The following is a 21728-nucleotide window of genomic DNA, read 5'->3' on the forward strand; positions in this document are numbered from 1 at the left end:
GGGCGGATCCTTGGGCTAGAGGTCGCGGTGGCGGACCTGGACGTTTTTCAGGGTTTGCTGCAGGTGTTGGCCAAGGCGCTCGGTGATGTACACCGAACGGTGATGGCCGCCGGTGCAGCCGATGGCAATGGTGACATAAGCGCGGTTGCTGGCGGCGAAGCGGGGCAACCACTTGAGCAGATAGCCCGAAATGTCGTTGTACATGTCTTCGACATCCGGCTGGGCAGCCAGGTAGTCGATCACTGGCTGGTCGAGGCCCGAGTGCTCTCGCAGCTCGGGCTTCCAGTAGGGGTTGGGCAGGCAGCGCACATCGAACACCAGGTCGGCGTCGACCGGCATGCCGCGCTTGAAGCCGAACGACTCGACCAGGAACGCAGTGCCAGGCTCGGGTTGGTTGAGCAGGCGCAGCTTGATCGAGTCACGCAGCTGATACAGGTTCAGGTTGGTGGTGTCGATTTTCAGGTCGGCCAGGTCGGCGATCGGCCCCAGCAAATCGCTTTCCACGCGGATTGCTTCCGCGAGCGAGCGGTTGGCGTTGGTCAGCGGGTGGCGGCGGCGGGTTTCCGAGAAGCGCTTGAGCAGCATATCTTCGTCGGCATCCAGGAACAGCACGTCGCACTGGATGTTCCGCGCGCGGGCTTCTTCGAGCAATTCGGGGAAGCGCGTCAGGTGGCTGGGCAGGTTGCGTGCGTCGATCGACACGGCAACCTTCGGTTGCAGCAGTTCGGTGTTGATCAGTGCGTCTTCCGCCAACTGCGGCAGCAGCCCGGCCGGCAGGTTGTCGATGCAGTAGAAACCGTTGTCTTCCAGGACATCGAGGGCAGTGCTCTTGCCGGAGCCGGACCGGCCGCTGACAATGATCAGGCGCATGTTCAGTGCTCGTTCTGTACGTCCAGGACAACCTGGAACAGGGCCTCACTGCTGGTGGCCGCACGCAGGCGATCACGGACCTCCTTGCGATCGAGCATGCTGGCGATCTGACGCAGCAGTTCCAGATGCGCATCGGTAGCGGCTTCGGGCACCAAGAGGACGAACATCAGGTCCACCGGCGCGCCATCGATGGCGTCGTAATCGATAGGTGCTTCAAGGTGCAGCAGGGCGCTGACAGGAGCGGAACATCCTTCAAGCCGGCAGTGCGGAATGGCGATGCCATTGCCGAAACCGGTAGAACCGAGTTTTTCCCGGGCGACCAGTTTTTCGAAGACGTCCTGCATCTCCAGTTCTGGCACTTGATCGGCGATGACGGTGGCGACCTTTTCCAGGGCGCGCTTCTTGCTGCCGCCCGGCACGTTCACAAGGGAACGGCCGGGGGTCAGGATGGTTTCAAGTCGGATCATGGATGAGGGGGATCAGCGGGCAGCTGCACCTTGCAGCAGGCTTTGCTGTTTTTCCTTGTGTTTTTTCAGTTGGCGGTCGAGCTTGTCGGCCAAGGCGTCGATCGCTGCATACATATCTTCGTGTTCGGCGTTGGCTACCACTTCGCCGCCGGGAATCTGCAGGGTCGCTTCGACCTTCTGCTGCAGCTTCTCGACTTTCATGATGACCTGCACGTTGGTGATCTTGTCGAAGTGACTTTCCACGCGAGCGAGCTTTTCAAGCACATAATCGCGAAGTGGCTGGGTGACTTCTACATGCTGTCCACTGATATTGACTTGCATACAGCTTCTCCTTTGTTGCCCGTGCATAAAGAAGCAGGTCTTGCACCTGCCCCACAAACGCTGTGGCACATCTCAGGGGCTACATCAGTCGCTTGCGCTCGCTCGACGGTGCGATGCCGAGGGACTCGCGGTACTTGGCGACGGTGCGACGGGCTACCTGGATGCCTTGTGCCTCCAGTAAACCAGCGATCTTGCTGTCACTCAATGGCTTTTTCTGATTTTCCGCTGCAACCAGTTTTTTGATGATCGCGCGGATCGCCGTGGACGAGCATTCTCCGCCTTCGGAGGTGCTGACGTGGCTGGAGAAAAAGTATTTCAGTTCGTAGATGCCACGCGGTGTGTGCATGTACTTTTGCGTGGTAACCCGCGAAATGGTCGACTCGTGCATGCCCACCGCTTCGGCGATGTCGTGCAACACCAACGGCTTCATTGCTTCATCGCCGTGGTCGAGGAAGCCGCGCTGGTGCTCGACGATCTGCGTGGCAACCTTCATCAGTGTTTCATTGCGGCTTTGCAGGCTCTTGATGAACCAGCGCGCTTCTTGCAGCTGGTTGCGCATGAAGGTGTTGTCGGCGCTGGTGTCGGCACGGCGTACGAAGCCCGCGTACTGTGGGTTGACGCGCAGGCGTGGGATGGCTTCCTGGTTCAGCTCCACCAGCCAGCGCTCGCTGTCCTTGCGCACGATGACGTCAGGCACTACGTACTCGGGCTCGCTGGATTCGATCTGCGAACCGGGGCGCGGGTTGAGGCTTTGCACCAGCTCGATGACCTGGCGCAGCTCGTCTTCCTTGATTTTCATGCGCCGCATCAACTGGCTGTAGTCGCGGCTGCCGAGCAGGTCGATGAAATCGGTGACCAGGCGCTTGGCTTCGGTCATCCACGGGGTGCTGGCGGGCAGCTGGCGCAGTTGCAGCAGCAGGCATTCGCCCAGGTTACGTGCGCCCACGCCAGCTGGCTCGAACTGCTGGATGCGGTGCAGTACCGCTTCGACTTCGTCCAGCTCGATATCCAGCTCAGGGTCGAAACCTGCGCAGATTTCCTCGAGGGTGTCTTCCAGATACCCCTGGCCGTTGATGCTGTCGATCAGGGTGACGGCGATCAGGCGGTCGGTATCGGACATCGGCGCCAGGTTCAGCTGCCACAGCAGGTGGCTTTGCAGGCTCTCGCCGGCCGATGTGCGGGTGGTGAAGTCCCACTCGTCGTCATCGTTGCTCGGCAGGCTGCTGGCGCTGGTCTGGTAGATGTCTTCCCAGGCGGTATCGACCGGAAGCTCGTTGGGGATGCGCTCGCTCCACTCACCGTCTTCCAGGCTGTCGGCACTGACAGTGCTTTCCTGGAAGCTATTGTCCTGGGCTTCGGCGGCCGGCTTGTTTTCGGCGTTGTCCGCCATCGGGTCGCTGTTGTCGAAGTCGTCGCCGTCTTCCTGACGTTCGAGCATCGGGTTCGACTCCAGCGCTTCCTGGATTTCCTGTTGGAGGTCCAGGGTGGAAAGCTGGAGCAGACGGATGGCCTGTTGCAACTGCGGTGTCATCGTCAGTTGCTGGCCCATTTTTAGGACGAGCGATGGTTTCATGGCTGGGGCTTAATACCTTGTTCGCCGGCGCGCATGCGCCATCCACTACACGAGGGCGCCGAGGCGCCAGATCAAGCAAGTTTTATGCCTTAAATTGTAGCGTTTGCCTAGAGTACCGTAACAACTTTACCCGTAGTTTTGGGGCTATTTGCCGGTACTCCAGGCGCGCCTCGGGTCAGAGGCGGAACTCGTGGCCCAGGTAAACCTCTTTGACCAGATCGTTGGCAAGGATGGTTTCGGCGTCGCCTTCGGCAATCAACCGGCCATCGTTGACGATGTAGGCGGTTTCGCAGATATCCAGGGTCTCACGCACGTTGTGGTCGGTGATCAGTACACCGATACCTTTGGCCTTGAGGTGGTGGATGATCTGCTTGATGTCGCCGACCGAGATCGGGTCGACACCTGCGAACGGTTCGTCCAGCAGGATGAACTTGGGTGCGGTCGCCAGGGCGCGGGCAATTTCGACGCGGCGGCGTTCACCGCCGGACAGGCTCATGCCGAGGTTGTCGCGGATGTGGCTGATGTGGAACTCCTGCAGCAGGCTTTCCAGCTCCTTGCGGCGGCCTTCGCGGTCCAGGTCCTTGCGGGTTTCGAGGATGGCCATGATGTTGTCGGCCACCGACAGCTTGCGGAAGATCGAAGCTTCCTGCGGCAGGTAGCCGATACCGGCGCGCGCACGGCCATGCATGGGCTGATGGCTGACATCGAGGTTGTCGATCAGTACCCGGCCCTGTTCGGCCTGGACCAGCCCGACGATCATGTAGAAGCAGGTGGTCTTGCCGGCGCCGTTAGGGCCGAGCAGGCCGACGATCTGGCCGCTGTCGATCGACAGGCTGACATCACGTACCACCTGCCGGCCCTTGTAGCTCTTGGCCAGGTGCTGGGCTTTGAGGGTTGCCATTTACTCGGCCTTCTTCTTGGGCTGGATCACCATGTCGATACGCTGACGCGGTGTAGTCACGTTGCCACCGCGACCGGCGGTCGCCACCTGGGTCTGGGTGTTGTAGACGATCTTCTCGCCTTCGGTGGTGTTGCCTTCGTTCTCGACCTTGGCGCGGTCGGTGAGGATCACCAGGTCCTTCTGCGACTGGTACTGGATGGTCACGCCCCAGCCCTTCATCTTGTCCGGCTTGGCTGCGCTCTGCTGCTGCTCGAAGTAGGCCAGGTTGCCCACCGAGGTCACCACGTCGATATCGCCGGAGGCGGAACGGGTGATGGTCACGGTGTTGCCTTTGATCATCATCGAACCCTGGGTGATGATCACGTCGCCGGTGTAGGTGGCCACGCCTTGCTTGTCATCCAGGTGGGCGTTATCGGCCTGGATGCGGATAGGCTGGTCACGGTCATTCGGCAGGGCGAGGGCGCTCGCGCTTCCCAGTGCTGCGCTCAGGCTGAGCAAAAGGGGGAGGGTTTTAACGAGCCTCATACTGTCCTCTTACGTTAGAGAGCAAGTCCATCTTGCCTTCTTTCAAATACGCTTTCATTCCTTTGCCCGTAGTTGTGCCACCGGCGCCGTCGATTCTAACGGCTTGCTCGGTCTGCGCATATTGCTTCTGCGGGAACACGGTCATGCGTGAGCTGGTAATGATGGTTTCACGCTGCTTTTCGTCGGTGCGGGCAACCCGTACCTTGTCGATCAGCTCGACCTCGGTACCGTCCGGGTTGACCTCGGCGCGGGTGCTTTGTACGTGCCACGGGTATTCGGTGCCGCGGTACATGTGCAGGTCCGGCGTGGTCAGCAGGGTAATTTCGCTGGCCTTGAGGTGCTCGACCTTGTCGGCGGTCATTTCGTACTGCAGCTTGCCGTCGGGCAGGAACTGCACGCTGTGGGCGTTGATCGCGTAATAGTCGATGGCGCTTTCGTCGACTTGGGCCACCGGCTTGTCGAGGAAGCTTTCCGGGCTGACATTCCAGTAGCCAATGGCTACCAGCAGGGCGGCGATCGCCCCGAGCAGCACAATGTTTCGGGCTTTCTTGCTGAACATGGGCAGCCTTACAGGTAGTTGGCGTTGGCAGCGTCCAGGGTGCCCTGGGCCTGCATGATCAGTTCGCAGAATTCACGGGCCGCGCCTTCGCCACCGCGTGCCTGGGTCACGCCATGAGCGTGCTGGCGTACGAACGGTGCGGCGTTGGCTACAGCCATGCCCAGTGCCACCCGGCGAATCACCGGCAGGTCGGGCAGGTCATCCCCCAGGTAGGCCACTTGATCATAGCTTAGGCCCAGTTCGGCGAGCAGGCCGTCAAGCACCACCAATTTATCCTCGCGCCCCTGATACAGGTGCGGGATACCGAGGTTCTTGGCGCGACGCTCGACCACCGGGGTCTTGCGCCCGCTGATGATGGCGGTGGTCACCCCCGAGGCCATGAGCATCTTGATGCCCTGGCCATCGAGCGTGTTGAAGGTCTTGAATTCGCTGCCGTCCTCGAGGAAGTACAGGCGCCCGTCGGTGAGCACGCCGTCCACGTCGAATACCGCGAGCTTGATGCTCTTGCCGCGTTGCATGAGGTCCTGGTTCATTCCATCGCTCCTTTACATTACGCCGGCGCGCAGCAGGTCGTGCATGTTCAGGGCGCCGGTCGGGCGGTCCTCGCGGTCCACCACCACCAGGGCGCCGATCTTGTGGTCTTCCATGATCTTCAGGGCTTCGGCGGCGAGCATTTCGGCCCGCGCGGTCTTGCCATGAACGGTCATGACCTGGTCGATCAGGGTGGTGTGCACATCGATGTTGCGGTCCAGGCTGCGGCGCAGGTCGCCGTCGGTGAAGATCCCGGCCAGCTTGCCATCGGGCTCGACGATCACGGTCATGCCCAAACCTTTGCGGGACATTTCAAGCAGCGCATCCTTGAGCAGGGTGCCGCGAGGTACCTGAGGCAGCTCATCGCCGCTGTGCATGACGTTCTCGACCTTCAGCAGCAGGCGGCGGCCCAGCGCACCGCCTGGGTGCGAGAAGGCGAAGTCCTCGGCGGTGAAGCCGCGGGCCTCGAGCAGGGCGATGGCCAGCGCGTCACCCAGTACCAGCGATGCCGTGGTGGAGGAGGTGGGCGCCAGGTTGAGCGGGCAGGCTTCTTGCTCGACACGGGCGTCGAGGTTGACCTCGGCGGCCTGTGCCAGCGGCGAGTCCGGGTTGCCGGTCAGGCTGATAAGTTTGATGCCCAGGCGTTTGATCAGCGGCAGCAGGGTGACGATTTCGGCAGTGCTGCCGGAATTCGACAGGGCAAGGATGACATCATCGCGGGTGATCATGCCCATGTCGCCATGGCTGGCTTCGGCCGGATGTACGAAAAACGCCGGGGTGCCGGTGCTGGCGAGGGTTGCGGCGATCTTGTTGCCGATGTGCCCGGACTTGCCCATGCCGACCACGACAACCCGGCCCTTGCTGGCCAGGATGAGTTCGCAGGCCTTGACGAAATTGTCGTCGATGCGCGCCAGCAGGGCCTCTACGGCCTCGAGTTCCAGGCGCAGGGTGCGTTGGGCGGATTGGATCAGCTCGCTGGATTGGCTCATGTCGAAAAAGCAGTGCCTGATGAAAAGGCCGCGATTATACGCGCAATGAAGAAAACCCTCACCCCTTCGATTGCTGTAGCGAATGTCATCAAAGCCTGTCTCGGGGCTGAACGACTGCTTGCCTGGCCTTGGGGCGGCGCTGTCAGCGGTGCTATAGTTCGCCGCTATTCGGCCTGCCAGGGGTGCGTGTGCCTTCCTGATGGAGGCCGGCGTCCATTAGGACGAGGCTGCACTAGCAAGGAGTCTAGATGAGTGTGGATAGCGCCTACGCGGTCGAGTTGAAGGGGGTTACCTTCAAACGCGGTTCGCGCAGCATTTTCAGCAACGTCGACATCCGCATCCCGCGCGGCAAGGTCACCGGCATCATGGGACCATCGGGTTGCGGCAAGACCACGTTGCTCCGCCTGATGGGTGCGCAGCTGCGCCCTTCCAGCGGTGAGGTATGGGTGGCCGGCCAGAACCTGCCGACGCTGTCGCGCAGCGACCTGTTCGACGCCCGCAAGCAGATGGGTGTGCTGTTCCAGAGCGGCGCGCTGTTCACCGACCTCGACGTGTTCGAGAACGTCGCGTTCCCGCTGCGCGTGCATACCCAGCTGTCGGATGAAATGATCCGTGACATCGTGTTGATGAAGCTGCAGGCCGTGGGCCTGCGCGGCGCCATCGACCTGATGCCCGACGAGCTGTCCGGTGGCATGAAGCGCCGAGTGGCGCTGGCTCGGGCGATTGCCCTGGACCCGCAGATCCTCATGTACGACGAACCGTTCGTCGGCCAGGACCCGATCGCCATGGGGGTACTTGTGCGCCTGATCCGCCTGCTCAACGACGCCCTGGGCATCACCAGCATCGTGGTTTCCCATGACCTGGCAGAAACCGCCAGCATTGCCGATTACATCTACGTGGTAGGTGATGGCCAGGTGCTGGGCCAGGGCACGCCTGATGAGCTGATGGGCTCGGACAACCCACGGATTCGCCAATTCATGAAAGGCGACCCGGACGGCCCGGTACCCTTCCACTTTCCCGCGCCTGACTACCGCGCCGACCTGCTGGGGGCGCGTTGATGCGCAGAAAATCCTTACTCGAACGTGTCCGTCTGCTGGGCCGTTCGGCAATCGACGTGCTGGCCGTGCTCGGGCGTTCGTGCCTGTTCCTGTTCCATGCGCTGGTCGGTCGCGGCGGCATTGGCGGCGGCTTCCAACTGCTGACCAAGCAGCTGTACTCGGTGGGTGTGCTGTCGCTGGCGATCGTTGTCGTGTCCGGGGTATTCATCGGCATGGTGCTGGCGCTGCAGGGTTACAGCATCCTGACCAAATACGGCTCGGAACAGGCGGTAGGGCAAATGGTTGCCCTGACCCTGCTGCGTGAGCTTGGCCCGGTGGTGACGGCGCTGCTGTTCGCGGGCCGTGCCGGTTCCGCGTTGACCGCCGAAATCGGCAACATGAAGTCCACCGAGCAGTTGTCGAGCCTGGAAATGATTGGCGTCGACCCGCTCAAGTACATCGTTGCGCCACGTTTGTGGGCCGGTTTCATCTCGCTGCCGCTGCTGGCGCTGATCTTCAGCGTGGTCGGTATCTGGGGTGGCTCGTGGGTGGCGGTGGACTGGCTGGGCGTCTACGAGGGCTCGTTCTGGGCCAACATGCAGAACAGTGTTTCATTCACTGACGACGTGCTCAACGGGCTGGTCAAGAGCCTGGTGTTCGCTTTCGTCACAACCTGGATCGCCGTTTTCCAGGGGTACGACTGTGAGCCCACCTCAGAAGGGATCAGCCGTGCCACCACCAAGACCGTGGTCTATGCCTCGTTGGCAGTGCTGGGTCTGGACTTTATTCTGACCGCCTTGATGTTTGGAGATTTCTGATGCAAAACCGCACCCTGGAAATCGGTGTCGGCCTGTTCCTCCTGGCCGGGATCCTGGCGCTGCTGCTGCTGGCCCTGCGAGTCAGCGGGCTGTCGGCCAGCCCGAGCAGCGATACCTATAAAGTTTATGCCTACTTCGACAATATCGCCGGTTTGACGGTCAGAGCTAAAGTGACAATGGCCGGTGTGACCATCGGCAAGGTCACCGCCATCGATCTGGACCGTGATTCCTACACCGGTCGGGTGACGCTGCAACTGGACAAGTCGGTGGACAACCTGCCGACCGACTCCACTGCCTCGATCCTGACCGCAGGTCTGCTTGGCGAGAAGTACATCGGCATCAGCGTGGGCGGTGAAGACCAGGTGCTCAAGGAGGGCGCGACCATCCATGACACCCAGTCGGCACTGGTGCTGGAAGATCTGATTGGCAAGTTCCTGCTCAACTCTGTTGGCAAGGAACCGAAAGAAGCGCAACCGGCTAATTAAGGAGTTTCCATGATTTCGATCCTGCGACGTGGCTTGCTGGTCCTGCTGGCGGCCTTCCCCTTGCTGACCATGGCTGCGCAGACACCGCACGATGTGGTCCAGGGCACCACCAATGAACTGCTCGGCGACCTCAAGGCCAACAAGGAGCAGTACAAGTCCAACCCCAACGCCTTCTATGAATCGCTGAACCGCATTCTTGGGCCGGTGGTGGACGCAGACGGTATTTCCCGCAGCATCATGACCGTCAAGTACTCGCGCAAGGCTACCCCGGAGCAGATGCAGCGCTTCCAGGAAAACTTCAAGCGCAGCCTGATGCAGTTCTATGGCAATGCCCTGCTCGAATACAACAACCAGGGTATCGTTGTCGATCCGGCCAAGGCCGATGACGGCAAGCGCGCCAGTGTCGGCATGAAGGTGACCGGCAACAACGGTGCCGTGTACCCGGTGCAGTACACCCTGGAAAACATCGGCGGTGAGTGGAAGGTGCGTAACGTGATCGTCAATGGCATCAATATTGGCAAACTGTTCCGCGATCAGTTCGCCGATGCCATGCAGCGCAACGGCAACGACCTGGACAAGACCATCGATGGCTGGGCCGGCGAAGTGGCCAAGGCCAAGCAGGCGGCCGACAACTCGCCAGAGAAGACCGTCCAATGAGTGAGGCCGGTGTGAGCATGGCCGAGCCGGGCGTACTGCGCCTGGCGGGTGTGCTGGACTACCGCAGCGGCCCGGCCTTGCGCAAGCAGGGCAAGGCGCTGATCGACGGTTCTCGCGAGCCACGTCTGGTGCTTGATTGCTCGGCTGTCGAGAAGTCGTCGAGTGTCGGCTTGTCGCTATTGCTTGCGTACATTCGCGACGCGCAGGCCACCGGCAAGGCGTGCGAGGTACGTGGCATGCCCGACGACATGCGGGAAATTGCCGGGGTCTACGACCTTGATGAAGTGCTGGCAACCTGATGGCCCGGCGCGGATGATGGCCCCTCGGTCAGCGAAGCCTTCGTTGGGCTTCGCAGGCGAGGGGCTTTTTTGTATGATGGCCGACCCGTGCGCATCGGGCGCCGATTGAGGTTGAGCATGCAGGCCGTAGAAGTTAAAAGCTTCCTTGAAGAGAAATTGCCGGGTTCCCGGGTCGAAGTTGAAGGCGAAGGCTGCAACTTCCAGTTGAACGTGATCAGCGACGAGTTGGCTGGCCTGAGCCCGGTCAAACGCCAGCAGGCGATCTATGCTCACCTGAATCCGTGGATCGCCAATGGCAGCATCCATGCGGTAACCATGAAATTTTTCAGCAGCGCAGCCTGGGCTGAGCGCACCTGAGCCAACTTGGCGGCGAGATTCCAATGGACAAACTGATTATTACTGGCGGCGCTCGTCTTGACGGCGAGATCCGCATTTCGGGCGCGAAAAACGCAGCCCTGCCGATTCTGGCGGCGACCCTGCTGGCCGATGGCCCGGTCACCGTGGGCAACCTGCCACACCTGCACGACATCACCACCATGATCGAGCTGTTCGGGCGCATGGGCATCGAGCCTGTGATCGACGAAAAGCTGTCGGTGGAGATCGACCCACGTACCATCAAGACCCTGGTTGCGCCTTACGAACTGGTCAAGACCATGCGCGCCTCGATCCTGGTGCTGGGCCCGATGGTTGCCCGATTCGGCGAAGCCGAAGTGGCCTTGCCTGGCGGCTGCGCCATTGGTTCGCGCCCGGTCGACCTGCACATCCGCGGCCTTGAGGCCATGGGTGCGAAGATCGAAGTAGAAGGCGGCTACATCAAGGCCAAGGCACCTGAAGGTGGCCTGCGTGGCGCGCACTTCTTCTTCGACACCGTGAGCGTGACCGGTACCGAGAACATCATGATGGCCGCAGCCCTGGCCAAGGGCCGCAGCGTGCTGCAGAACGCCGCGCGCGAGCCTGAAGTGGTTGACCTGGCCAACTTCATCAACGCCATGGGCGGCAACGTCCAGGGCGCTGGCACCGATACCATCACCATCGATGGCGTCGAGCGCCTGCACTCGGCCAACTACCGTGTGATGCCGGACCGTATCGAAACCGGTACCTACCTGGTCGCCGCCGCCGTGACCGGTGGCCGCGTCAAGGTCAAGGACACCGACCCGACCATCCTTGAAGCCGTACTGGAAAAACTCAAGGAAGCCGGCGCTGACATCAACACTGGCGAAGACTGGATCGAGCTGGACATGCACGGCAAGCGGCCCAAAGCCGTCAACCTGCGTACGGCCCCGTACCCGGCGTTCCCGACCGACATGCAGGCGCAGTTCATCTCGCTGAACGCCATTGCCGAAGGCACTGGCGCGGTGATCGAGACCATCTTCGAAAACCGCTTCATGCACGTTTACGAAATGCACCGCATGGGCGCGCAGATCCAGGTCGAAGGCAACACTGCCATCGTCACCGGCGTCAAGGCGCTGAAAGGCGCGCCGGTCATGGCCACCGACCTGCGAGCTTCCGCCAGCCTGGTATTGTCGGCGCTGGTTGCCGAAGGCGATACGTTGATCGATCGCATCTACCACATCGACCGTGGTTACGAGTGTATCGAAGAGAAACTGCAGATGCTCGGCGCAAAAATCCGCCGCGTACCGGGCTAAATAGCCCGCTGGTGCAAGGACGCACCTTTCGAATTGAATGCGGCCAGGTCGATGACCTGGCCGGCAGCAGCCGCTTAAGGACCGACGTTCCAATGTTGACCATCGCGCTTTCCAAAGGCCGTATTCTCGACGATACCCTGCCGTTGCTGGCCGAGGCCGGTATCGTGCCGACCGAGAACCCGGACAAGAGCCGCAAACTGATCATCCCCACCACGCAGGACGACGTGCGCCTGCTGATCGTGCGTGCCACCGATGTGCCGACCTATGTCGAGCATGGTGCTGCCGACCTGGGTGTGGCCGGCAAGGACGTGCTGATGGAGTACGGCGGCCAGGGCCTGTACGAGCCCCTGGACCTGCAGATTGCCCAGTGCAAGCTGATGACCGCTGGCGTGGTCGGCGCACCCGAGCCCAAGGGCCGCCTGCGTGTGGCCACCAAGTTCGTCAACGTAGCCAAGCGCTACTACGCCGAACAAGGCCGCCAGGTCGACATCATCAAGCTGTATGGCTCGATGGAGCTGGCACCGCTGATCAACCTTGCCGACAAGATCATCGACGTGGTCGACACCGGCAACACCCTGCGTGCCAACGGCCTGGAGCCCCAGGAACTGATCGCCACGATCAGCTCGCGCCTGGTGGTCAACAAAGCCTCCATGAAGATGCAGCACGCCCGCATCCAGAACTTGATCGACACGCTGCGCCAAGCGGTCGAATCGCGACACCGCGGCTGATTCCTGAGCGCGGCCTTCGCTGTCGCGCCCGTCTATCCGCGTCATAGCCATTTTTCTCAGGTGCCCGCGCGGATGGACTGGTAGCCTAGGGCGCCTGAGCATTCGCTAATAATCGAGGCCCTCGCCATGACCGTGTCCACTGCAATTGCCCGTCTCAACGCTGCTGATCCGGATTTCGCCCGACATCTGGATCATCTGCTGAGCTGGGAAAGTGTGTCTGATGACGCGGTCAACCAGCGCGTGCTCGACATCATCAAGGCCGTGCGTGAGCGTGGCGATGCCGCGCTGGTGGAATTCACCCAGCGTTTCGATGGTGTCGATGCGAAGTCGATTGAAGACCTGATCCTCAACCGCGAACGCCTGGAACTGGCGCTGACCCGCATTACCCCTATCCAGCGCGAAGCCCTGGAAAAGGCCGCCAACCGTGTGCGCATGTACCACGAACGGCAGAAGCAGGACTCCTGGCAGTACACCGAAGCCGACGGCACCGTGCTCGGCCAGAAAGTCACCCCACTGGACCGTGCTGGCCTGTACGTGCCAGGCGGCAAGGCGTCGTACCCGTCGTCGGTGCTGATGAACGCCATCCCGGCCAAGGTTGCCGGCGTGGCCGAAGTGGTGATGGTAGTGCCGACCCCGCGTGGTGAGGTCAACGAACTGGTGCTGGCCGCCGCGTGCATCGCCGGTGTCGACCGTGTGTTCACCGTCGGGGGGGCTCAGGCTGTCGCTGCGCTGGCCTACGGTACCGAAAGCGTGCCGCAGGTCGACAAGATCGTCGGCCCTGGCAACATCTACGTTGCCACCGCCAAGCGCCACGTGTTCGGCCAGGTAGGCATCGACATGATCGCCGGCCCGTCAGAAATCCTCGTGGTCTGCGACGGCCAGACCGACCCGGACTGGATCGCCATGGACCTGTTCTCCCAGGCCGAACACGACGAAGACGCCCAGGCCATTCTGGTTAGCCCGGATGCCGCCTTCCTCGACCGCGTTGCCGCCAGCATCGACAAGCTGATGCCGACCATGGAGCGTGCCGAGATCATCGAGAAGTCGATCAATGGCCGTGGCGCGCTGATCCAGGTGCGTGACATGCAGCAGGCCATGGATGTGGCCAACCGCATCGCCCCGGAGCACCTGGAGTTGTCGGTGGCCGACCCGCAGGCCTGGCTGCCGCACATTCGCCACGCTGGCGCGATCTTCATGGGCCGCCACACCAGCGAAGCGCTGGGCGACTACTGCGCCGGCCCCAACCACGTGCTGCCCACCTCCGGCACCGCGCGCTTCTCGTCGCCGCTGGGGGTGTATGACTTCCAGAAGCGTTCGTCGATCATCTTCTGCTCCGAGCAGGGTGCATCCGAATTGGGCCACACCGCCTCGGTCCTGGCCCGTGGCGAGTCGCTGACCGCCCACGCCCGTAGCGCCGAATACCGTATCCTGACCCAAGACAAGGGGAACTGAGCATGAGTCGATTCTGGAGCCCCTTCGTCAAGGACCTGGTGCCTTACGTGCCGGGCGAGCAACCCAAGCTGGCCCGCCTGGTCAAGCTGAACACCAACGAAAACCCCTATGGCCCGTCGCCCAAGGCGCTGGAGGCCATGCGTGGCGAGTTGAACGACAACCTGCGCTTGTACCCGGACCCGAACGGTGATCGCCTCAAACAAGCGGTGGCCGAGTACTACGGCGTGACACCGGCGCAAGTGTTTGTCGGCAACGGCTCGGACGAGGTGCTGGCGCACATCTTCCACGGTCTGTTCCAGCACGATGCACCGCTGCTGTTCCCCGATATCAGCTACAGCTTCTACCCGGTGTACTGTGGCCTGTACGGTATCGCCTTCGAACAGGTGGCGCTGGACGAGCAGTTCCAGATCCGCATCGAGGATTACAACAAGCCCAATGCAGGCATCATCTTCCCCAACCCCAACGCGCCGACCGGCTGCTTGATGCCGCTGCAAGCGGTGGAGCAATTGCTGCTGGCCAACCGTGATTCGGTGGTGGTGGTGGATGAGGCCTACATTGATTTCGGTGGTGAAACGGCCATCAGCCTGGTGGACCGCTACGATAATCTGTTGGTGACCCAGACGCTGTCGAAGTCGCGTTCGCTGGCAGGCTTGCGCGTTGGCCTGGCGGTTGGGCACCCCGACCTGATCGAGGCGCTGGAGCGAATCAAGAACAGCTTCAACTCCTACCCGTTGGACCGTGCGGCCATCGTCGGCGCGGCGGTGGCGTTCGAGGATCGCGAGTACTTCGAGCAAACCTGCCGCAAGGTGATCGAAAGCCGCGAAGTGTTGGTCGGCGAGCTGCAGGCCAAGGGCTTCGAGGTGTTGCCATCAGCGGCCAACTTCATCTTCGCCCGCCACCCGCAGCAGGATGCCGGCGAGCTGGCGGCACGGCTGCGCGAGCAGGGCGTGATCGTGCGCCACTTCAAACAGCCACGCATCGCCCAGTTCCTGCGTATCACCATCGGTACACCGGAGATGAACCAGGCGCTGCTGGACGCGTTGAGCTGACTGTATCCGCAGCCTTCGCGGGGCGGCCTGGGGTGACGAACGCCTTGGCCGCCGGCCGGTTGCGCACCGCCGCCGGTGTACCATCGAGCACCAGCACATAATCGTTCTGCTTTCCCATGCCCTCCGGATCAGTCCATTGCCCGTCGCTGGCTGCTACCTGGGCAACCACTTGCCCGTTCTTGATGATCGTCAGGTAGCCATCGGCGTTGCTGTTCCAGCGCAGCCGCCCTGTGTTCTCATCGGCCCGCACCTTGCGTACGCCGGTGTTGCCCAGCAAAGGTGTGCCGTCCAGTAGCCACTCCGGCTGCAGCTTGAGGCCCATGTGGCGCAACACCGTGGGCGCTACCGAGGTTTGCGCAGGTAGCCCATACAGGTTGTTGGGGCCAGGCATTTCTGCGGGAATGCTCAGTTCGGTCAGTTCCTGATTCAGCGGCTTGCTGCTGGCGATGAAGATGCTCTTCTCCTGCTCTGAAACGCTGCCGTGGCCTTTTCCCCAATAATCCCGGCCGTGGTCGGTGCTGACGATAACCAGCCAGTCTTCCTGCGGGAACATGCGGCGCCGCTGGTCCACCTTGTCCAGTAAATGCCCGATCTCGATGTCCACCTTGCGCAATGCCTGCAGGTAGCGCTGGCCGTAACCCTCGTTGTGGCCGACTTGGTCAGGTTCGTCCAGTTGAATGAAGGTGAAGTCGGCAGGTGTATTGCCGAGGATCTGCAACGTACGTTCGGTCACCTGTGCATCCGTCAAACCACTTTCGCGCACGTCGGCGCCGTGCGCGTCTTCCAGCAGAAATGCCGTGTTGATGGGGGGCCAGTTGACGATGCTGGCAAGGTAAGCGTTAGGGAAAGCCTGGCGTAACCGCTTGAACAGGCTGGGAAAGGCCGGGTTTACCCGCTGTGAGTCGGCGTTTGAGTCAACGCCATGTTTGTTGCTCCACACGCCGGTCAGCAAGGTGACCCAGCCGGGACCGCTCAAGGTCGGTTGTTCGCTGGCCGTGCCATTGATGCCACCGGCGTAGGCCTTGCCGTAGTAAAGCCGTTGCGCCAAGTTGGTGGCGTCGCCCAGTTGCAGGTACTGCTGCAATTGCACGCCGCCAAGGCCAATGAACAAGGCTTTGGGCTGGCTTGGATGCCGGGCCGGCTCGCAGCCCGGCAGCAGGGCCAGGAGCAGCAGTAACAACAGGTTCACGCGTCGCATCAACGTATACCTTGAGAGTACGTTGTGAGCGTTGCAACAAAGGCCTATGCCCACAACTGGCAGAAATGACAGGTGGTTTACGGCGTTGCCCGCTATCCAGTAAGCTGCGCAAATTCATCGGATGATTGGTTGAGTGGCATGAGTACAGAATTGACCAAGCGTTCCTTGGTGGAACTGGCGGTTGAACGTATGCGCGAACGCATCGTTTTGGGCGACTGGCAGGTCGGCCAGCGCCTGCCGACCGAACCGGAACTGGCCCTGCAGCTGGGCATCAGCCGTAACACCGTCCGTGAGGCCATGCGCGTGCTGGCTTTCAGTGGCCTGGTAGAAATCCGCCAGGGTGATGGCAGCTACCTGCGCACGGCCCAGGACCCGCTGCAGGCGGTGCAGGCAATGTCGCGCTGCACCCCCGAGCAGGCCCGTGAAACCCGCCATATCCTCGAAACCGAGGCTATCGGCCTGGCGGCCTTGCGACGTACCGACGCCGACCTGCAGGCGCTACGTGATGCCCTGGCAGGCAGTGCCGGGCACTTTCACGGGGATGTCGATGCCTATGTGACGTGTGATCTGGTGTTTCACCAACGGCTGGTCGATGCCGCCCACAACCCGGCGTTAAGCGAGCTGTATCGTTACTTTTCCGGGGTGGTGGCTGCCGCGCTGCAGCGCAACATGGCGACCGTGCCACGCTGCCAGGCCACGTTCGACCTGCATGGGCAGATCCTCGACGCCATCGAGCAACGCGACGCGGAGCGGGCCAAGCGCCTGAGCCGTACCCTCATCGAATCCTGACTCCGAGAAGGCCATGGCTGAATCAATCACACGCAATACCCCGCCAAAGGAGCGCGAGCTCGATGAGCTGCTGATCGACGCTGAAGCTGACGACGAGCAGGTGCAGCAGCAGCCCGTGCTGCTGAGGCGGCCCTGGTTTTTGTTGCTGGGCCTGGTGCTGGTGGCGTTGAACTTGCGCCCGGCGCTGTCGAGCATGGCGCCGGTGCTGGGCCAGGTGTCCGAGGGCCTGGGGCTCAATGCCTCGCAGGCAGGCTTGCTGACCACCTTGCCGGTGCTGTGCCTGGGCCTGTTCGCGCCGCTGGCGCCTGCGCTGGCACGGCGCTTTGGCAGCGAGCGGGTGATCGTCGGCATTCTGGTTACCCTGGCGCTGGGTATCGGGGTGCGAAGCACATTTGGCGTCACCGGGGTGTTTCTCGGTAGCCTGATGGCGGGTGCCAGCATCGGCATTATCGGCGTGTTGCTGCCGGGTATCGTCAAGCGCGATTTCCCGCAGCACGCTGGCACGCTGACCGGTGTGTACACCATGGCTTTGTGCCTGGGCGCGGCCATGGCGGCGGGGGCCACCGTACCCTTGGCCCAGCATTTCGACGGTAGTTGGGCGCTGGGGCTGGGCTTCTGGGGGCTGCCGGCCTTGCTGGCCATGCTGGTGTGGCTGCCTCAGGCCCGGCACGGGCATGGCCTGCACAAGGTTGCCTATCGCGTGCGTGGCCTGTGGCGCGACCCGCTGGCCTGGCAGGTGACCCTGTACATGGGGCTGCAGTCGTCGTTGGCCTACATCGTCTTTGGCTGGTTGCCGTCGATCCTGATCGGCCGCGGCCTAAGCCCGACCGAGGCGGGGCTGGTGCTGTCGGGCTCGGTGATCGTGCAGTTGATCAGCTCGCTCACAGCACCTTGGTTGGCCACCCGTGGCAAGGACCAACGGCTGGCTATCGTGGTGGTCATGTTGATCACCCTGGCGGGGTTGTTCGGTTGCCTGTATGCACCGATCTCCGGGCTGTGGGGCTGGGCCGTGGTGCTTGGTCTGGGGCAGGGCGGTACTTTTGCCCTGGCGCTGACCTTGATCGTGCTGCGCTCGAAGGACGCGCACGTTGCGGCAAACCTGTCGAGCATGGCCCAGGGGGTCGGTTACACCCTGGCGTCAATGGGGCCATTTGCGGTGGGGTTGGTGCATGACATGACCGGGGGCTGGGCGGCAGTGGGGTGGATTTTCGCGGTGCTGGGTACTGGCGCCATCGTGTTCGGGCTGGGTGCCGGGCGGGCGTTGCATGTACAGGTGACAAGCGAGAAGGTCTGAGTGCCGGCACTGGTATAAGCCTTCGGGGCGGATTATCGTGCTGCTTTCGACCCGAGGACGGACCAGCCCCCATGAGCGACGCCAACCGCGACCTGATCACCCGCTTCTACCAGGCCTTCCAGCGCCTGGATGCCGAGGCCATGCTGGCCTGCTACAGCGACGATATCGTTTTCAGCGACCCGGTGTTCGGGACCCTGCGCGGCAAGGACGCGGGCGATATGTGGCGGATGCTCACCAGCCGCGCCAAAAACTTCACCCTGACGTTCGACAGCGTCCGCGCTGATGAGCGCACGGGTGCTGCGCACTGGGTGGCAACCTACCTGTTCAGCCAGACCGGCCGTGTCGTGGTCAATGACATCCAGGCGCGCTTTGTCATTCGCGATGGGCTGATCTGCCAGCATGACGACACGTTCGACCTGTGGCGCTGGTCGCGGCAGGCGCTTGGGGTGCCCGGCATGTTGCTGGGTTGGTCGCCGCTGTTGCAGAACAAGGTCCGCCTGCAAGCATTCAAGGGTTTGCGCGCCTTCCAGCAGGCCCAAGGTGAGTGAAGTCGTCGAACCTGTGGTTGGTAAACCCTGGTTTGTCTACCTGGTACGGGCGGCCAATGGCTCGTTGTATTGCGGCATCAGCGATGATCCGCAACGGCGCTTCGTGGCACATCAGAAGGGGCAGGGCGCCCGCTACTTCAAGACCAGCCCGGCCCAGGCGCTGGTGTATGTGGAGCAGTGGCCGGATAAAGGCGAAGCGTTGCGCCAGGAACGGTTGGTGAAGCGGCTGCGCAAGTCGGCGAAGGAGGCACTGGTGGCCTCCTTCAAAGGCGTTGGGGGAATCAGTCCTTGCGGCGCTTCAGCTGATCGACCAACGTCGTCGGCAGCCCCTTGATGATCAGGGTGCCCGCAGCTTCGTCATATTCAACCTTGTCACCCAGCAAGTGCGCCTCGAAGCTGATCGACAGGCCTTCGGCGCGCCCGGTGAAGCGGCGGAACTGGTTCAGTGTGCGTTTGTCCGCGGGGATTTCCGGCGACAGGCCGTAGTCCTTGTTGCGGATATGGTCGTAGAACGCTTTGGGCCGGTCCTCGTCGATCAGGCTGGACAGTTCCTCCAGCGTCACCGGTTCGCCCAGCTTGGTCTGGGTGGTGGCGTACTCGACCAGGGTCTGGGTCTTTTCGCGGGCGGATTCTTCCGGCAGGTCTTCGCTTTCGACAAAGTCGCTGAAGGCCTTGAGCAGGGTGCGGGTTTCGCCCGGGCCATCAACGCCTTCCTGGCAGCCGATGAAATCGCGGAAGTAATCCGAGACCTTCTTGCCGTTCTTGCCCTTGATGAACGAAATGTACTGCTTGGAGTTCTGGTTGTTCTTCCACTCCGACAGGTTGATGCGCGCCGCCAGGTGCAGCTGGCCAAGGTCGAGGTGACGTGACGGGGTGACGTCCAGCTCGGCGTTCACCGCCACGCCTTCGCTGTGGTGCAGCAGGGCGATTGCCAGGTACTCGGTCATGCCTTGCTGGTAGTGGGCAAACAGGATGTGCCCGCCGGTGGACAGGTTGGACTCTTCCATCAGCTTCTGCAGGTGCTCGACAGCGACGCGGCTGAAGGCGGTGAAGTCCTTTTCCTCATCCAGGTACTGTTTGAGCCAGCCGCTCAGCGGGTAGGCCCCCGATTCGCCGTGGAAAAACCCCCAGGCCTTGCCTTGCTTGGCGTTATAGCTGTCATTGAGGTCGGCCAGCAGGTTTTCGATGGCATCGGAGGCCGCCAGTTCAGAGTCGCGAGCATGCAGCACGGCGGGGCTGCCATCGGGCTTTTTGTCGATCAGGTGAACGATGCAATGACGAATTGGCATGGAATTCTCGGCGAGCTGCAAAAGTCGCCAAGTTTACCCTACACGCAAGGTGATGCAGTGGCCGTATGTTGGCAGATATGTCGGTTGTTCGTTTTTTGTTCAATTTTGTACGAATTAAGCTAAAACCCCCGAAAAACCTGCATTAAATCGAAGCGTGCAGCGGATATTTATCCATTCCTGTGGTAGTTTTGCGCGGTCTTGCGCCCCTCGTGTGGCGCATTGCTGGCAGCGTGCTTTCGTCGTGTCGAACCAAACGCCGATTTACGTATCTACATACGCGATTGGCGCGGCCCTCCACTAAAAGGGGCTGGCCCGATAACGTCGTAGTTCGCTGCATAACCATCGAATTTGATAGGGAAGGAACACCACCATGGCATTGACCAAAGACCAACTGATTGCCGACATCGCCGAATCGATCGCCGCGCCAAAAGCCACCGCCAAGAACGCTCTGGAGCAACTGGGCCAGATCGTTGCCGACCAACTGGAAAACGGCGCTGAAATCACTCTGCCAGGCATTGGCAAGCTGAAAGTCTCCGAGCGTCCTGCCCGTACCGGCCGCAACCCTTCGACTGGCGCTGCCATCGAAATCGCTGCCAAGAAAGTCGTCAAGTTCGTTCCAGCCAAAGTGCTGACCGACGCCATCAACAAGTAATTGTTGAAGCGTTGACGAAACCGCGCCCGGCTTGCCCGGGCGCGGTTTTTTCATGCCTGTGATTTACGCTGGGCGTGCCAGGCCAGGCGCGCAGCGGCGTCATGGAAGCTCCAGGCGACCATGCGGCTCTGTTTCTGCCCTTGGCCCATCTCGATGATGCGCACGGCCTTGGCGCCCGCCTTTTTCAGCGCCGCCTCGATACCTGGCAGGTTGCTGGCCTTGGACACCAGGCTGGTGAACCACAGCACCCGCTCGGCATATTGCACGCTTTCGCCAACCAGTTGGCTGACAAAGCGGATTTCGCCGCCTTCGCACCACAGTTCATTGTTCTGGCCTCCGAAGTTGAGCACGGGCAGTTTGCGCTTGGGGTCCTGCTTGCCCAGGTTTTTCCACTTGCGCTGGCTGCCGCGGGTGGCTTCGTCGCGTGAGGCATGGAAGGGCGGGTTGCACAGGGTCAGGTCGAAGCGTTCGCCCTCTTGCAGCAGGCCGCTGAGGATGTGTGCACGGTTGGCCTGCTGGCGCAGGATGATGGCCTTGCCCAGGCCATTGGCCTGGACGATGGCCTTGGCCGAGGCCAGTGCCACCGGGTCGATGTCCGAGCCGAGGAAGCGCCAGCGGTAGTCACTGTGGCCCAACAGCGGGTAGATGCAATTGGCACCTACGCCAATGTCCAGCGCACGTACCTGGGCGCCCTTGGGGACCTCACCCGCATTGTCGTCGGCCAACAGGTCGGCGGCCACGTGGATGTAGTCGGCGCGACCTGGAATGGGCGGGCACAGGTAGTCGGCGGGGATGTCCCAGTGCTGGATGCCGTATTGGGCCTTGAGCAGGGCGCGGTTGAACACCCGCACGGCTTCGGGGTTGGCGAAGTCGATGCTGGGTTTGCCGTGGGGGTTGGTGATGGTGAAGCGGGCCAGGTCAGGGTGGGCCTTGATCAGGCTGGGGAAGTCGTAGCGGCCCTGGTGGCGGTTGCGCGGGTGCAGGGTGGGTTTTTCTGTCATGGTCGGATCCGGTGTTGCAGGCCGTGGGGCTGCTTTGCAGCCCTTTCGCG

The 21728-nt window shown here is 61.9% G+C and carries 27 protein-coding genes; 15 read left to right on the forward strand and 12 right to left on the reverse strand.

Going from position 1 to position 21728, the window contains the following annotated elements; genetic code table 11:
* Positions 1-15: 15 nt before the first annotated feature.
* The 9 genes from rapZ to ACNQP3_RS04940 form a co-directional block, all read right to left on the reverse strand.
* The gene (gene rapZ / locus ACNQP3_RS04900; protein ID WP_012270654.1) at positions 16-870 is read right to left on the reverse strand and encodes an RNase adapter RapZ; all 855 of its coding nucleotides are present in this window, start codon (positions 868-870) and stop codon (positions 16-18) included.
* 2 nt (positions 871-872) lie between these two features.
* Positions 873-1337 (reverse strand): PTS IIA-like nitrogen regulatory protein PtsN, encoded by a 465-nt coding sequence (gene ptsN / locus ACNQP3_RS04905; protein ID WP_060493438.1) that lies wholly within the window; start codon positions 1335-1337, stop codon positions 873-875.
* A gap of 12 nt (positions 1338-1349) precedes the next feature.
* Complete coding sequence (gene hpf / locus ACNQP3_RS04910) at positions 1350-1658, reverse strand: ribosome hibernation-promoting factor, HPF/YfiA family (protein WP_003255135.1); 309 nt, start codon at positions 1656-1658, stop codon at positions 1350-1352.
* Positions 1659-1737: 79 nt separating this feature from the next.
* Entirely contained in the window at positions 1738-3231 is a 1494-nt protein-coding gene (locus ACNQP3_RS04915; RefSeq protein ID WP_041166385.1) for an RNA polymerase factor sigma-54, read from the reverse strand.
* 175 nt (positions 3232-3406) lie between these two features.
* Positions 3407-4132, reverse strand: a complete 726-nt coding sequence (gene lptB / locus ACNQP3_RS04920; protein WP_012270657.1) for an LPS export ABC transporter ATP-binding protein — start codon at positions 4130-4132, stop codon at positions 3407-3409.
* Positions 4133-4657, reverse strand: a complete 525-nt coding sequence (gene lptA / locus ACNQP3_RS04925; protein WP_012270658.1) for a lipopolysaccharide transport periplasmic protein LptA — start codon at positions 4655-4657, stop codon at positions 4133-4135. It abuts the gene before it with no gap.
* The gene (gene lptC, locus ACNQP3_RS04930; protein WP_012270659.1) at positions 4644-5216 is read right to left on the reverse strand and encodes an LPS export ABC transporter periplasmic protein LptC; all 573 of its coding nucleotides are present in this window, start codon (positions 5214-5216) and stop codon (positions 4644-4646) included. Before lptC ends, lptA begins: the two co-directional genes overlap by 14 nt.
* An 8-nt stretch (positions 5217-5224) precedes the next feature.
* Complete coding sequence (locus ACNQP3_RS04935) at positions 5225-5749, reverse strand: KdsC family phosphatase (RefSeq protein WP_012270660.1); 525 nt, start codon at positions 5747-5749, stop codon at positions 5225-5227.
* A gap of 12 nt (positions 5750-5761) precedes the next feature.
* A complete protein-coding gene (locus ACNQP3_RS04940; RefSeq protein ID WP_012270661.1) occupies positions 5762-6736 on the reverse strand; it encodes a KpsF/GutQ family sugar-phosphate isomerase in 975 nt (324 codons plus the stop codon).
* Positions 6737-6984: 248 nt separating this feature from the next.
* On the opposite strand from ACNQP3_RS04940, the gene ACNQP3_RS04945 reads away from it, so the two are divergent.
* The 10 genes from ACNQP3_RS04945 to hisC all read left to right on the forward strand — a co-directional run bounded on the left by ACNQP3_RS04945 (position 6985) and on the right by hisC (position 14907).
* Positions 6985-7794, forward strand: coding sequence for an ATP-binding cassette domain-containing protein (locus ACNQP3_RS04945; RefSeq protein ID WP_012270662.1), 810 nt, complete (start codon positions 6985-6987; stop codon positions 7792-7794).
* The gene (gene mlaE / locus ACNQP3_RS04950; RefSeq protein ID WP_012270663.1) at positions 7794-8591 is read left to right on the forward strand and encodes a lipid asymmetry maintenance ABC transporter permease subunit MlaE; all 798 of its coding nucleotides are present in this window, start codon (positions 7794-7796) and stop codon (positions 8589-8591) included. The genes ACNQP3_RS04945 and mlaE overlap by 1 nt, the downstream gene beginning before the upstream one ends.
* Positions 8591-9076, forward strand: a complete 486-nt coding sequence (gene mlaD / locus ACNQP3_RS04955) for an outer membrane lipid asymmetry maintenance protein MlaD (protein WP_012270664.1) — start codon at positions 8591-8593, stop codon at positions 9074-9076. The genes mlaE and mlaD overlap by 1 nt, the downstream gene beginning before the upstream one ends.
* 9 nt (positions 9077-9085) lie before the next feature.
* Complete coding sequence (locus ACNQP3_RS04960; protein WP_012270665.1) at positions 9086-9733, forward strand: MlaC/ttg2D family ABC transporter substrate-binding protein; 648 nt, start codon at positions 9086-9088, stop codon at positions 9731-9733.
* The gene (locus ACNQP3_RS04965) at positions 9730-10032 is read left to right on the forward strand and encodes an STAS domain-containing protein (protein ID WP_012270666.1); all 303 of its coding nucleotides are present in this window, start codon (positions 9730-9732) and stop codon (positions 10030-10032) included. The genes ACNQP3_RS04960 and ACNQP3_RS04965 overlap by 4 nt, the downstream gene beginning before the upstream one ends.
* 117 nt (positions 10033-10149) lie before the next feature.
* The gene (locus ACNQP3_RS04970) at positions 10150-10389 is read left to right on the forward strand and encodes a BolA family protein (protein WP_003255121.1); all 240 of its coding nucleotides are present in this window, start codon (positions 10150-10152) and stop codon (positions 10387-10389) included.
* Positions 10390-10412: 23 nt separating this feature from the next.
* Positions 10413-11678 (forward strand): UDP-N-acetylglucosamine 1-carboxyvinyltransferase, encoded by a 1266-nt coding sequence (gene murA, locus ACNQP3_RS04975; RefSeq protein WP_012270667.1) that lies wholly within the window; start codon positions 10413-10415, stop codon positions 11676-11678.
* A gap of 92 nt (positions 11679-11770) precedes the next feature.
* A complete protein-coding gene (gene hisG, locus ACNQP3_RS04980; protein WP_012270668.1) occupies positions 11771-12406 on the forward strand; it encodes an ATP phosphoribosyltransferase in 636 nt (211 codons plus the stop codon).
* A gap of 126 nt (positions 12407-12532) precedes the next feature.
* Positions 12533-13858 (forward strand): histidinol dehydrogenase, encoded by a 1326-nt coding sequence (gene hisD, locus ACNQP3_RS04985; RefSeq protein WP_012270669.1) that lies wholly within the window; start codon positions 12533-12535, stop codon positions 13856-13858.
* A gap of 2 nt (positions 13859-13860) precedes the next feature.
* Positions 13861-14907: a histidinol-phosphate transaminase gene (gene hisC / locus ACNQP3_RS04990; RefSeq protein WP_060493436.1), complete on the forward strand. Its 1047-nt coding sequence runs from the start codon at positions 13861-13863 to the stop codon at positions 14905-14907.
* Here the strand turns inward: hisC and ACNQP3_RS04995 are convergent.
* Positions 14855-16105, reverse strand: a complete 1251-nt coding sequence (locus ACNQP3_RS04995; protein WP_069942220.1) for an alkaline phosphatase family protein — start codon at positions 16103-16105, stop codon at positions 14855-14857. The genes hisC and ACNQP3_RS04995 overlap by 53 nt on opposite strands.
* Positions 16106-16243: 138 nt before the next feature.
* Between ACNQP3_RS04995 and ACNQP3_RS05000 the strand changes: the two genes are divergently transcribed.
* The 4 genes from ACNQP3_RS05000 (at position 16244) to ACNQP3_RS05015 (ending at position 19070) form a co-directional block, all read left to right on the forward strand.
* A complete protein-coding gene (locus ACNQP3_RS05000; protein WP_012270672.1) occupies positions 16244-16894 on the forward strand; it encodes a FadR/GntR family transcriptional regulator in 651 nt (216 codons plus the stop codon).
* Positions 16895-16907: 13 nt separating this feature from the next.
* Positions 16908-18188 (forward strand): CynX/NimT family MFS transporter, encoded by a 1281-nt coding sequence (locus ACNQP3_RS05005; RefSeq protein WP_012270673.1) that lies wholly within the window; start codon positions 16908-16910, stop codon positions 18186-18188.
* A 71-nt stretch (positions 18189-18259) separates the two neighbouring features.
* A complete protein-coding gene (locus ACNQP3_RS05010) occupies positions 18260-18736 on the forward strand; it encodes a nuclear transport factor 2 family protein (RefSeq protein WP_060493433.1) in 477 nt (158 codons plus the stop codon).
* Entirely contained in the window at positions 18729-19070 is a 342-nt protein-coding gene (locus tag ACNQP3_RS05015; RefSeq protein WP_012270675.1) for a GIY-YIG nuclease family protein, read from the forward strand. The genes ACNQP3_RS05010 and ACNQP3_RS05015 overlap by 8 nt, the downstream gene beginning before the upstream one ends.
* Here ACNQP3_RS05015 and yejK read toward each other — a convergent pair.
* Entirely contained in the window at positions 19018-20025 is a 1008-nt protein-coding gene (yejK, locus tag ACNQP3_RS05020; protein ID WP_012270676.1) for a nucleoid-associated protein YejK, read from the reverse strand. The genes ACNQP3_RS05015 and yejK overlap by 53 nt on opposite strands.
* 370 nt (positions 20026-20395) lie before the next feature.
* Here yejK and ACNQP3_RS05025 point away from each other — a divergent pair, with 370 nt between their 5' ends.
* Complete coding sequence (locus tag ACNQP3_RS05025; RefSeq protein ID WP_003255106.1) at positions 20396-20677, forward strand: HU family DNA-binding protein; 282 nt, start codon at positions 20396-20398, stop codon at positions 20675-20677.
* A gap of 50 nt (positions 20678-20727) precedes the next feature.
* Here the strand turns inward: ACNQP3_RS05025 and rlmF are convergent, their stop codons facing one another.
* Complete coding sequence (gene rlmF / locus ACNQP3_RS05030) at positions 20728-21678, reverse strand: 23S rRNA (adenine(1618)-N(6))-methyltransferase RlmF (RefSeq protein WP_012270677.1); 951 nt, start codon at positions 21676-21678, stop codon at positions 20728-20730.
* Between the last annotated feature and the right edge of the window lie 50 nt (positions 21679-21728).

It is taken from the genome of Pseudomonas sp. LFS074, assembly GCF_047978165.1.
Classification (GTDB): domain Bacteria; phylum Pseudomonadota; class Gammaproteobacteria; order Pseudomonadales; family Pseudomonadaceae; genus Aquipseudomonas; species Aquipseudomonas putida_P.